Source organism: Pseudomonas sp. SbOxS1 (assembly GCF_013416725.1).
In the GTDB taxonomy this organism is placed as follows: Bacteria; Pseudomonadota; Gammaproteobacteria; order Pseudomonadales; family Pseudomonadaceae; genus Aquipseudomonas.
In genome coordinates, this window is record NZ_JAAVXC010000004.1 from 275,332 (window position 1) to 287,894 (window position 12,563).

A 12,563-nucleotide genomic window follows, 5' to 3' on the forward strand; every position below is an offset into this window, starting at 1 on the left:
CGACGGGGGCGACCAAACCAATCGTCGGTGCGGCGATGCACTGATGGCACCTGTAAGCCAATCAGACGGTAAGAAGTGAGTTGCCATCCATCTCAGACGGAATCGGCAAGCTCAGCATCTGCAACAAGGTAGGAGCGATATCGCACAACCGGCCATTCTTCAGTCCCTCTCGGCCAGGTTGTTCACTGACCAGAATCAGCGGAACGGGATTCAAGGTATGAGCTGTGTGTGCTTGGCCAGACTCGGTGTCGAGCATTTGTTCGACATTGCCGTGGTCAGCTGTAATCAGGCATTCACCGCCGGCGGCGAGGGTTGCCTCCACCACCCGACGCAGACACTCATCGAGCACCTCAACCGCTTTTACGGCAGCATCAAAGGAGCCGGTATGACCCACCATATCGCCGTTGGCATAGTTGCAAACGATCAGATCGAATGCGCCGCCAGCGATAGCGTTGACCAACTTGTCCGTCAACAGGGGAGCGCTCATCTCAGGCTGAAGATCGTAGGAAGCAACGTCAGGAGAAGGAATCAAGATTCGCTCCTCCCCCTCAAAAGGCTGCTCTCTACCGCCGTTGAAAAAGAACGTCACATGGGCGTACTTCTCGGTTTCAGCAATGCGCAATTGCGTCTTCCCAAGAATGGCCAAGTGTTCCCCCAAGCTGTTGCTGATCGCCTCCGGAGCGAATGCGCATGGGCAGTCCAGCTCTTCGGAATACCGGGTCAATGTCAGCAGCCGGTCCTTTGGCAAAACAAAAGGTCGTTCAAACCCTTCGAATTCGGGCTTGATCAAGGCTTGGGTCAATTCGCGTGCTCGATCAGGTCGAAAGTTCATGAATATCATCGCGTCATCGGGGCCGACACTGACAGGTTGCCCAATCGTTGTCGGCTTGACGAACTCATCCGATTCACCACGTTCGTAGGCCGCTGACAAAGCTTCAGTAGCGGTTGCCACTTGATGTTCAGCATTCGCCGAAACAATCAGGCGGTAAGCGGTTTCGATCCGCGGCCAGCGGTTATCGCGATCCATTGCATAGTAACGACCGACCAACGAGACAATCCGTCCCGCGCCCAAGCGAGCGAACTCACTCTCCAATGCATCCAGCGATGTCTGCGCGCTCTTAGGCGGAGTGTCTCGGCCATCTAGAAATCCATGCACATAGATTTTTTCGACACCCTGCTCAACGAGGCAACCGCATGCCGCGACAATCTGATCGATATGGCCATGAACACCGCCAGGGGACAGCAAGCCCAAGACGTGCACAGCACCATCGCGCGCCTTTACTCCCTGGAGCAATTCCAGCAACGGTGGGTTGCTAGAGAACTCTCCATCCGCGAGCGCTTTATCAATCCGGGTCAGGCTCTGGTACACCACCCGACCTGCTCCCAGGTTCATATGGCCTACTTCGGAATTCCCCATCTGCCCCTGAGGTAGGCCTACTGCAAGACCTGATGTTTCGATCTGGCTGTTCGGATAGCGCTCAAGCAGCGCATCAAATGTTGGCTTTTTGGCCGCTGCAAAAGCGTTCGAGTCAGTTGCCTGACGAATGCCGACACCGTCGAGAATAATCAAAGAGCGCGTAGTCATCACTCCCCCTAGAAGATGTAATCAGTGGTCAAGAAACTCGACTCACGATTTCGGATGATGTCGCTGACCAGCTCTTTGTTGTTCTCCTGGAACTTAGTGGCGACCAACGTTCGGATGGAGAACACCCGCAAGGCATCGTCGACGGACAGCGTCCCTTCGGCTGAGTTTTTACGCCCGTTGAATGGAAAGCTGTCCGGCCCACGCTGGCATTGTGCGTTGATGTTGATACGCCCCACCTGGTTTGCGAACGCATCTACTAGGCGTCCAACCTGCGCCGAGTTGTTGCCGAAGATACTCAGCTGCTGGCCGAAATCTGAGTCAAGGACATAGTTGATGACTGTCTCCAGATCACGATAAGCCACCACCGGCACTACAGGCCCGAATTGCTCTTCGTGGTACACCCGCATGTCGGAAGTCACTGGGTACAGCAAGGCAGGGTAGAAAAATGTTTCGCAGACCTCACCGCCACCAGCATTGACTACTTTGGCACCTTTACTCACGGCATCGTTTACCAGACCAGTGAGAAAATCAGTCTTGCCAGGCTCCGGCAGTGGAGTTAATGCCACACCTGCTTCCCAAGGCATGCCCGGCTTCAGTTGGGCAAGCTTCGACTGAAATTTATCCAGGAAAGCGTCCACGACGTTTTCATGAACGAACAGGATTTTTAGTGCGGTACAACGCTGACCATTGAACGAAAGCGACCCGGTCACAGCCTCCGCGACTGCATTATCCAAATCGACCTCAGGCAGGACGATTCCTGGGTTTTTCGCATCTAGCCCGAGCGCGGCACGCAGGCGGTGCGGCTTCGGATGCAGTTTCTTGAGATCACTTGCAGCCTTGTTGGTACCGATGAAAGCGAAGACATCGATCTTACCGCTGGCCATCAAAGCACTGACGGTTTCTCGGCCGCTACCGTAGATGATGTTGATGACCCCAGCCGGGAAGCTGTCGCGGAATGCTTCAAGCAAAGGCCGGATCAGCAACACACCGAACTTTGCGGGTTTGAACACGACGGTGTTGCCCATGATCAAAGCCGGGATCAACGTAGTGAACGTCTCGTTCAGGGGATAGTTATAAGGCCCCATGCACAGCGTCACGCCCAAAGGAACGCGGCGGATTTGTCCCAACGTGTCTTGCTCAAGCTCGAAACGACTGGAGCGACGATCCAGTTCCTTGAGCGCATTGATGGTGTCAACGATGTAATCGCAAGTACGGTCGAACTCTTTCTCTGAGTCCTTCAGGTTTTTGCCGATTTCCCACATCAACAACTTCACCACGGCTTCGCGTTGTTCGCGCATACGCTTGAGGAAAGCCTCGACGTGGCGAATACGCTCAACCACACGCATGGTCGGCCAAACGCCTTGACCACGATCATATGCCTGTACCGCAGCATCCAGTGCGGTCATGGCAGTCTGTGCATCCAGAAGCGGTGTACTACCCAAAATGACGGACTCGTGTCCCGACTCTTTCTTCAGGCACACAGGGCTACGAACCGGAGCTAATGGACCGTCCCACAACAGCAACTCACCATTGACGAGATAGTCGCGCTGTTCGATAGCCGGTCCTGGACGGAAAGCGGCAGGGATTTCGTCAGCGCTCGGAAACAGTGCTTCAAGTCGATTGTTTAAAGACATTTTTTATACCTCTGTGCCTGCACTTGGCACTGCCCTAAAGAAATGAAGGAGGCAGCACCTACACATTGAAAAGAATTCAGACCGCAATAGATTCTGGTGTGGGATTGGCCTGAGCCGCCCAGCAAATGGCGGCGAAAGACATCGAGTCCAGAGAGGCTCCGCCTATCAAGCCGCCATCAATATCGGGTTGTTTGAACAGTTGTTCTGCGTTGTCGGCCTTCACACTTCCACCGTACAAAATCCGGCAATCAGCGGCGGCTGCGCGGTCCTCGTTAGCCAACCACTGCCGAATGTGTCGGTGCACTGCTTGCGCCTGCTCTGGCGTCGCAGTTTCGCCAGTACCTATGGCCCAGACAGGCTCGTAGGCAATAACGCCTTTAGCCAAATTCTGAATGCCAACAGCCTTCAGTACCGCACTCAGCTGACTAGTGACGATCCCTTCCGTTTCGCCGCACTGACGCTGAGCGAGTGTTTCGCCGACACACAAAACCGGAATGAGCCCAGCACGAAGCGCCGTAGCAAATTTCTTTGCCACAAGGTCATCGTCCTCTGAATAAAGTGCGCGGCGCTCCGAATGTCCGACCAACACGAAGCGGCAGCCGATGTCATGGAGCATCGAAGCACTGACCTCACCAGTATGAGCGCCTGAAAGCTGGGAGCTAAGATTCTGAGCGCCTAGCGAAACGTCTGAATCATCAAGTAGATCAGCCACGGTGGTCAGGTAGGGAAACGGCGGGCAAATTGCAATTTCGACACCTTCAAAGCGTGAAATCACAGGAAGTACGCTACGCAGCAATGACGCATTGGCAGCGCTACTACCGTTCATTTTCCAATTGCCGATCACCAATTTTTGTTTGTTCGAAGAGGTCTGCATGATTCAGGCTTTCCTGTTCAGAAGCGCGGCCGTGTTGTAAGGCGCTCGCTCCTGCAAGGCCTCTTCAATGCGCAACAAACGGTTGTATTTACCCACACGATCCGAGCGGCTCAGAGATCCTGTTTTGATCTGACCCGCGCAAGTGGCGACGGCGAGGTCGGCAATTGTGGTGTCCTCGGTCTCACCCGAACGATGGGAAATCACTGCGGTATAACCGGCATCCTGCGCCATGCGGATGGCGTCCAGCGTCTCGCTGAGTGTTCCGATCTGGTTGAACTTGATCAGAATCGAGTTACCGATCCCTTTCTGAATTCCTTCGCGCAGTATTTTGGTGTTGGTCACGAACAGGTCGTCACCCACCAATTGCACATGACCAAGCTTTTTAGTCAGGCCTGCCCAGCCGTCCCAATCGCTTTCGTCCATCCCATCTTCAATAGAAATAATCGGGTATTTGTCACAGAGCATCGCCAGGTATTCGGCGAAGCCTGCCGAGTTGAATGCCTGATCTTCACCGGCAAGCACATATTGACCGCCCTCGTAAAATTCCGAGGCCGCACAATCGAGTGCCAGGGTAATGTCTTTGCCCAGTTCGTAACCCGCTCTACTCACTGCCTCCTTGATAACAACCAGTGCTTCTTCGTTGGAGGCCAGTGACGGAGCGAAACCACCCTCATCCCCCACCGCAGTACTCAGGCCACGTTCCGACAAAACTTTCTTCAAGGAATGGAACACCTCGGCGCCCATGCGAAGCCCTTCCCGGAACGACGATGCTCCGACTGGCTGAATCATGAACTCCTGGATGTCGATGTTGTTATCGGCGTGCTCACCACCGTTGATGATGTTCATCATCGGAACCGGCATGCTGAATTTACCCGGCGAGCCGTATAGCGCAGCCAAGTGTTCGTACAAGGGAATGTTCTGAACCTTGGCAGCCGCCTTAGCTGTCGCCAGCGAAACGGCAAGAATCGCGTTAGCGCCCAGAATGCTCTTACTCTCGGTGCCATCTAGCGCGATCATGACATTGTCGATTTCGCGCTGATTCAATGCATCCAGTCCGATCAAGCATTCGCGAATCGGGTTGTTTACATTCTCGACCGCCCGCATGACACCTTTGCCCATGTAGCGCGATGCGTTGTCTCGCAACTCAAGTGCTTCACGTGAACCAGTTGAGGCACCGGAGGGGACGCTAGCGGTAGCAGTCACTCCATTCGCGAGAGTTACCACAGCTTCAACAGTCGGGTTTCCTCGCGAGTCTAGGATTTCCCGAGCACTGACTTGTTGAATTTGGCTGTTCTTGTTAAGCATGTTTTTCCCCCTTCGGATGGTTCGGAGCTAACGTGTCATCGCTCTGCGGCTTGAGTAATTCCTGCTGCTCCGCGTACTGCTCACGAAAATCGAAATCTCTTGGCCACGATTCACTTTCAAGGCGATGTGTCGCGCCCTGGTCTGCTGAATTGATCTCACTCATCAGTGCTTCCTCACTCAGCGAATGGCTTCACCGACACACACGACTCGAAGGGAGTTAGTGCCGCCTTGGGCGTTGGCGTAGTCGCCTTTGGTGATCAGAACGTGATCACCAGCCTTCACCACGCCCCGTTGGGTCAGTTCCGCAACCGCCTTCTCGTTCACCAACTCTGGGGCGAAATCATCGCTGTCGAATGGAATGGTGGTGACACCTCGAAAAAGCGTGACCCGATTCTGAGTAGCCAGGTTGCGAGAGAATGCGAAAATTGGAAGGTGTGAACGTATGCGCGACATCAAACGAGGTGTATCGCCGCTTTCCGTCATGCAGATAATGGCTTTCACGCCATGCAGATGGTTCGCTGCATACATTGCCGACATGGCGATGGACTCATCGATCTTGTGGAACACTTGATCAACGCGATGCTTGGAACGATGGGACTGAGGGTGCTTTTCGGCGCCGATGATAATCCGGTGCATTGCCTCAACCGTCTCAATCGGATAGGCGCCGGCTGCGGTTTCAGCTGAAAGCATTACTGCATCGGTGCCATCAAGCACCGCATTGGCGACGTCGAATACTTCAGCGCGCGTCGGCATCGATTGAGTGATCATCGACTCCATCATCTGCGTCGCAGTGATTACCACGCGATTGAGTGTGCGAGCACGGTCGATAATCAGCTTTTGCACGGCAACCAATTCTGCGTCGCCAATCTCAACACCGAGATCGCCACGAGCGACCATTACACCTTCCGACGCCTCAATGATCGCATCCAGAATACTTAGATCATTGACGGTTTCTGCGCGCTCAATCTTGGCGATCAGACCTGCCTGCCCTCCTGCTTCATGCAGCAGCCGACGAGCCAGCTCCATATCAGAGGCATCTCGCGGGAACGACACAGCCAAATAATCCACCTGCATTTCTGCGGCAGTCTTGATATCGGCGAAGTCCTTTTCGGTCAGCGCCGATGCAGACAACCCTCCGCCTTTGCGGTTGATCCCTTTGTTGTTCGACAGCGGCCCGCTGACCAGAACTTCGCAGATCAGTTGCGTGGCCTCGACCTTCAAGACCTTAAGCTCAATTCGTCCATCATCGAGCAGCAGTATGTCGTCTGGACGGCTATCGGTAATCAGCGCTTCGTAGTCAATTCCGACTCGCTGCTTGTCCCCTGCATTCTTGTCCAGGGAAGCGTCGAGAACGAACTGTTGACCCTTATCGAGGATCACTTTTCCTTCCGCAAAACGTGCAATTCGAATTTTCGGACCTTGCAAATCCGCCAGTACCGCCACGAAGCGACCGTGTTTGGTAGCCAACTCACGGACTAATCTGGCACGAGCAATGTGATCCTCAGCCTTGCCGTGGGAAAAATTCAGACGCACGACATCGACGCCAGCTTTCACCAATCCCTCGATGGCTTCGAATGATTCTGTTGCTGGCCCTAATGTGGCCACGATCTTGGTTCTGCGCTGCATGACAGATGCTTCCTCGAACAGGGTTTTATTATTGAATGCAAAGGAAAATCTTGATTCTGCTTATGGCTATTAGCGTGCAAATAACCAATCAGAGCAAAGCAATCCAATTGGTACCCCTAACAACCTCGGCTCGATTAAATCCTTTAAATCTCAGCGTTTCTGCCTTGATCACAAATCATTGAGGTGAGCCGTCTCGAAAAATCGTCCAAAAAATATTGGCACATTGACACACCAAAATGCAATGCTATTTTAGTCAGCACAAATACACGCATCCGGCCAAGACCCGGATCGCACTACTCTGCCGAAGGGAAAATGCTCATGCTGCCAAGACACCTCTCAATCGCCAGTCGAATGGTTCTCGGGTTCTTCATCATTGCCGCGCTGAGCATTGCTTTAGGGGTATTCGCGTTACGGCAGATTGACGAGGTTCAAGATCAATCGATCCAAATCAAGGACAACTGGCTCCAGCGAGTCCGTGCGTTGGGTGCCGCTAATACCGCGCTGAATCGTTATCGGATGGGATCGATGCAGCACATTCTTTCGGTCAGCGAAAAAGACATGCAGTCCTACGAGGACAAAACTGCCGGGCGGTTGCAGCAAGTCCGGGAGCAAATGCAAACCTATGCTCAGTTGCTGACCAGCGATGAAGACAAAGGCCGTTTGAGCGCGTTCAACGCCAGCCTAGAGGTGTATGCAAAAAATCACCTCGAATTACTCAAGCTATCTCGGCATGGCGATAAGACCGGTGCAAGGGAGTTTTTGATGACCATCAGAGACTCGTACGATCAGATGACCAAAAACTTTGATGACCTGAGTGATCGCTCGAACCAAGGGGCAGAAGCCGCAGGTAATCAATCAATCGATGCCTATCAACGCGCTGTCAGAGGAGTGGTACTGGTCATCATTTTGGTTGGTATCGGCACAATCCTGGTGGCGTGGTTACTGACCCGCAGCATCACTGCACCGCTGAATGAAGCCGTAAGAGCGGCGAGAACAATTGCCGAAGGTGATTTGAGTAAGCCCATCGAACCGACCGGTAATGATGAAGCCACTCGCCTGCTCGAATCCCTGTCGACGATGCAGAACAACCTGATCAAAACCCTGAGCCAAATCTCCGGTTCGTCGAAGCAACTGACCTCCGCTACCGCTCAACTAAATACGGTTACAGAGGCGTCAGGCCAGGACATTCACCAGCAACATGCGGAGATTGAACAGGCAGCCACGGCGGTCAATGAGATGACAGCTGCCATTGAGGAAGTGGCGCGTAATGCGCTGTCTACTTCAGAGTTGTCGCTGGCTTCCCGGGACATTGCTCTTCGTGGTCAACAGCGCATGGTGGAAACCCTCGGTGCAATCGAAACACTCACCCGAGACGTGCAACTCAGTTCAAAACAAGTGGAAGGTCTGGCCGATCAGGCACAAGGCATCGGTAAGGTTTTGGACGTGATTCGCACGATAGCCGAGCAAACCAATTTGTTGGCGCTGAACGCTGCCATTGAAGCTGCGCGGGCGGGTGATGCGGGGCGGGGCTTTGCTGTGGTCGCCGATGAAGTCCGCGCGCTAGCTCACCGTACCGCGCAGTCCACACGAGAAATTGAAGACATGATCAGCGGGATTCAGAACGGCACGGATACTGCCGTGTCGACCATGCTCAGCAGCAGTGAAAACACCCGCCTCACACTCTCCCTAGCCCAGTCCACCCAAAGCGCATTGGCAGAAATCGTGGCCGCCAACGACGACATCAACCAACGAAACTTGATGATCACCACGGCGACTGAGGAACAAGCCCATGTGGCACGCTCGGTCGACCAGAACTTGCTCAACATCCGAGACCTGTCTGTTCAATCAGCGACAGGCTCGCAACAAACCACCAGTGCGTCTCAATCCCTTGGTTTGCTGGCCCTTGAGCTGAATTCGATGGTGCAACACTTCAAGATGTAGCGATATCGACAATGCAATTTTTTGCATAATGGCACGTTAAAAAGTAGTCAGGCGCGACAAAACCTGATCGAATTGAGGTATGCCTCATTTGATCTCACATTCCGGTTAAATCGGTTTGTATTTGTCGCCACCCCATTTCGTAAGTGATCACAGATATGGCCTCAAGCGCCCTCGTACAACGAATCGCTGCCGAGATCCGGCAGAAAATCCAGACAGGTAAGCTATCACTGGGCGCTCACTTGAGCGCACAAAAAGTCGCCGACGAATTCAACGTCTCTCGCTCTCCGGCGCGCGAAGCATTGGTATTGCTCTCGGAACAAACTGTGCTTGAGCAGCTGCCCAATCGCGGGTTCTTCGTACTGGAATCAGTGCAGGATCCTTCGCAGATCCAAGACGAGGTCCTTCCTCTTGAAGAGCCGGATGAATACTACCGACTCTCGGAAGACTGGTTGAACAACGCAATCCCGAGTGAAGTGACAGAGCAGTTTCTGCGCACTCGCTATGACCTGACCAAAGCCCAGGTCATCGACATTCTGAATCGCGCCGCCAAAGTCGGGTGGGCTGAACCGAAACCGGGTTACGGCTGGCGTTTTCTCGATGTGGCGAAGACACCGGAAACCCTCGAACAAATCTACAAGGTGCGCTCGCTGATCGAGCCCGCGGCACTGCTGGAGCCGACTTACCTGCACGACTTGGCCAAGCTCCAACGTCTTAAAAAAGAGCAGCAGGACATGCTCAATGGAGGCATCGATAACCTGCCGGCAGATGTCCTTCTAAAAAATGGTATTCGCTTCCACGAAGAGTTCATCAAGCTCTCTGGCAACCCGCTTTATCACATGATTCTGGTCCAGATGAACAACATGCGCCGGCTCATCGAGTACCGCTCGATGATCGACCGCAAGCGCCTCTATAAACAATGCGCCGAACACATTCGGATGATCGAGCTGGTGGAACAGGGCAATAACCTGGAAGCCGCGCATTTGATGAAGCAGCACTTGAGCGGCTCTTTTGCTCACAAATCGCCGATCCTGAAACTGCGATCAGAATCTGCCGAAACCACCCCTTCAATTTCTGGCCTCAGCACTGGCCTCGCATCACTTCTCCAGGAGAGCACAAGTTGAGTACCGAAGAACAACTACGTGAAGAAATTTGCATCGTCGGAAAAAGCCTCTATGAGCGCGGTTATACCGTGGGCAGCGCAGGCAACATTAGCGCACGTCTGGAAGATGGCTGGCTGATCACCCCCACCGACGCCTGCTTGGGAAGATTGAAGCCAGAAGAGATCGCAAAAGTCAGCAAGGACGGCACTTGGGTTTCGGGCAGCAAACCTTCGAAGACCCTGGAATTGCATCGCCAGGTGTACGACCGCAACCCTGAAGTCAACGGAGTTGTTCACACTCATTCGACCTCGCTCGTAGCTTTAACGCTCGCTGGGGTCTGGGCCAAGGACGACATCCTTCCACCATTGACCCCTTACCAAATCATGAAGGTTGGCCATATCCCATTGATCGATTATCAGCGTCCCGGCTCTCCCGATGTGGCAGCGCAAGTGGCGCAATTGGCCACCAACGTTCGGGGCGTCATGTTGGAACGCCTGGGTCCTGTTGTTTGGGAAAGCTCTGTCTCAAAAGCTAGCTTTGCGCTGGAGGAACTTGAGGAAACGGCAAAGCTCTGGATGATGAGCAATCCCAAACCTGCGCCACTGGGTGAAGAGGCTATTGAAGATCTACGACAGGTCTTCTCTGTTAAGTGGTAACCCTCCTGATGGCCAAGACAAGGCGTTCGATTAAGCAAATGACTAGTCGTTCGCCTTGCTACTCATAATGCCCAATCAGCTCACTACTGAAGCGGCTAATTAACCGCGACCGGCAGCCATGGGTTGGTTGCAGACCGTGACCACAGAAAGCAATGGAAGTGTGGATTCAACCGCTCAGAAAACTTTCACTCTACCTTTGTATAGAGCGATTCCACAGCAACGCGATGTACTTCGCCAAGGTGCTCGACGACTTTGCCGAAACGCCAAATCGAGCCGATCTTCGCTTCAATGATGTTCGTTGACCAAATCCAAAAAAAAGCCGCCCCATAAACTGGAGCGGCTTTGAGGCGAAAAAAACCTCTCACCCTTTGTTTGCTTTGCTTGTGCCAAGGGAAATAAAAACTTGTTGAGCCCAGTAATGTGGCCCTCTGCTTATTTCTAGGCCGCTTCCTGGAAGTCCATTTCCGGTGGCTGTTGCGAATAGCCGCGCGTCAAGATGCCAAGATACACCAGACCGATAACCAGCCAGCTCAGGCCCAGGTAAATGGCTCGTTGATCAAGGCTGACCATAAGCCACAAGTCCGCCAGCAAGCCGATTGCCGGGAACACAAGGAACAGCAGCACGGCACGCAAACCGCGTTGTTTGCCAGCGATCCAGTAATGGAAGATCACCGAAAGGTTGACCAGACTGAAGGCAAGGAAGGCGCCAAAGTTGATAAACGAGGTCGAGGTGGCCACATCGAGTTTCAATGCTAACAAGGCCACCACCGCGCACAGCAGGATGCCGTTGACTGGAGTGCCGAAGCGCACATGCAACGTACCGAAGAATGACTTGGGCAACACCCCGTCACGGCCCATCGCGTAGAGCAATCGCGAGCAACTGGACTGCGCCGACACACCAGAGGCGAACTGGGCAACGATCATGCCCATCATGAAGATCGAGACAAACACGTCGCCACCGATATTGAGCGCGATCTCATACGCAGCGGAGTCCACGCTAGCGAACTCAACCGAGGGATGCGCGACCTGCATAAAGTACGAGCCGCCGACAAAGATCAGCCCGCCGAACAGGGTGCTAAGCATGATCGCCCGGGGGATGGTACGGCGCGGGTCCCGGGTTTCTTCGGTGAGGGTGCTGACCGCGTCGAAGCCCAGGAACGAATAGCAGGCGATGGCCGCTCCACTCATGATCAGCGGTATTTGCATCTGGCCGTTCAGGAATGGAGTGATGGTCCATAAAGGCTTGCTCGCATCTCCACCGATGTAGTGGATACACAGCACGATAAATATGATCAGCACCAGCATTTGCACCAGCATCAGCAAGGCGTTGATGCCATTAGCCAGCTTGATGCCGACGATGTTGATGACACTGGTGATGCCGGTAAACACCAGTATCCAGACCCACTGCGGCACAGAAGGAAATGCCGAGTTGAGGTACGCAGAACCGATCAACCAGATGGCCATTGGCAAGAACAGGTAGTCCAGCAACACTGCCCAACCGGCGATAAAACCCAGTTTGTGGCTGATGGTCTTGCGCACATAGGTGTACGCGGAGCCGGCCACCGGGAAGGCCGCTGCCATGTGCCCGTAGCTCATGGCGGTGGCCAACATGGCCAGTAGGGCCATCAGATAAGCGGCGGGCACCATCCCGCCAGTGGATTGCGCCAGGATGCCGAAAGTAGCGAGGACAATCATCGGTGACATATAGGCGATGCCGAAGAGCACCACCGCTCCTAACGACAGGGTACGTTGCAAACTAGCCATGAGCGGTTCTCCGCGTGTAATTATTAGATTTATGGCAGAACTGAAAATCAGCGAAGCAGATGTGTTTTTATTGATCGT

10 protein-coding genes are annotated in these 12,563 nt (G+C 53.7%); 3 read left to right on the forward strand and 7 right to left on the reverse strand.

The window, feature by feature from the left end; all coding sequences use genetic code 11:
• Nucleotides 1-61: 61 nt before the first annotated feature.
• The 6 genes from gpmI to pyk form a co-directional block, all read right to left on the reverse strand.
• The gene (gene gpmI / locus HFK74_RS07485; protein WP_180202965.1) at nt 62-1,585 is read right to left on the reverse strand and encodes a 2,3-bisphosphoglycerate-independent phosphoglycerate mutase; all 1,524 of its coding nucleotides are present in this window, start codon (nt 1,583-1,585) and stop codon (nt 62-64) included.
• Between the two features lie 8 nt (nt 1,586-1,593).
• Nucleotides 1,594-3,219: an NADP-dependent glyceraldehyde-3-phosphate dehydrogenase gene (locus tag HFK74_RS07490; protein WP_180202966.1), complete on the reverse strand. Its 1,626-nt coding sequence runs from the start codon at nt 3,217-3,219 to the stop codon at nt 1,594-1,596.
• 76 nt (nt 3,220-3,295) lie between these two features.
• A complete protein-coding gene (tpiA, locus tag HFK74_RS07495) occupies nt 3,296-4,093 on the reverse strand; it encodes a triose-phosphate isomerase (protein ID WP_180202967.1) in 798 nt (265 codons plus the stop codon).
• A 3-nt stretch (nt 4,094-4,096) separates the two neighbouring features.
• On the reverse strand, nt 4,097-5,398 hold the full coding sequence (gene eno, locus HFK74_RS07500) for a phosphopyruvate hydratase (RefSeq protein WP_180202968.1): 1,302 nt from the start codon (nt 5,396-5,398) through the stop codon (nt 4,097-4,099).
• On the reverse strand, nt 5,391-5,561 hold the full coding sequence (locus tag HFK74_RS07505) for a hypothetical protein (protein WP_180202969.1): 171 nt from the start codon (nt 5,559-5,561) through the stop codon (nt 5,391-5,393). The genes eno and HFK74_RS07505 overlap by 8 nt, the downstream gene beginning before the upstream one ends.
• Before the next feature lie 14 nt (nt 5,562-5,575).
• Nucleotides 5,576-7,024 carry a pyruvate kinase gene (gene pyk, locus HFK74_RS07510; protein WP_180202970.1) on the reverse strand — a complete coding sequence of 483 codons (1,449 nt, stop codon included), beginning with the start codon at nt 7,022-7,024 and terminating at the stop codon, nt 5,576-5,578.
• Nucleotides 7,025-7,342: 318 nt separating this feature from the next.
• On the opposite strand from pyk, the gene HFK74_RS07515 reads away from it, so the two are divergent.
• From HFK74_RS07515 to HFK74_RS07525, 3 genes are all read left to right on the forward strand, one after another.
• Nucleotides 7,343-8,965, forward strand: a complete 1,623-nt coding sequence (locus HFK74_RS07515) for a methyl-accepting chemotaxis protein (protein WP_180203310.1) — start codon at nt 7,343-7,345, stop codon at nt 8,963-8,965.
• Nucleotides 8,966-9,120: 155 nt separating this feature from the next.
• Complete coding sequence (locus tag HFK74_RS07520) at nt 9,121-10,086, forward strand: GntR family transcriptional regulator (protein ID WP_180202971.1); 966 nt, start codon at nt 9,121-9,123, stop codon at nt 10,084-10,086.
• Nucleotides 10,083-10,721, forward strand: coding sequence for an aldolase (locus tag HFK74_RS07525; protein WP_180202972.1), 639 nt, complete (start codon nt 10,083-10,085; stop codon nt 10,719-10,721). Before HFK74_RS07520 ends, HFK74_RS07525 begins: the two co-directional genes overlap by 4 nt.
• A 438-nt stretch (nt 10,722-11,159) precedes the next feature.
• On the opposite strand, the gene HFK74_RS07530 is transcribed toward HFK74_RS07525, so the two are convergent.
• The gene (locus HFK74_RS07530; protein ID WP_180202973.1) at nt 11,160-12,485 is read right to left on the reverse strand and encodes an APC family permease; all 1,326 of its coding nucleotides are present in this window, start codon (nt 12,483-12,485) and stop codon (nt 11,160-11,162) included.
• Between the last annotated feature and the right edge of the window lie 78 nt (nt 12,486-12,563).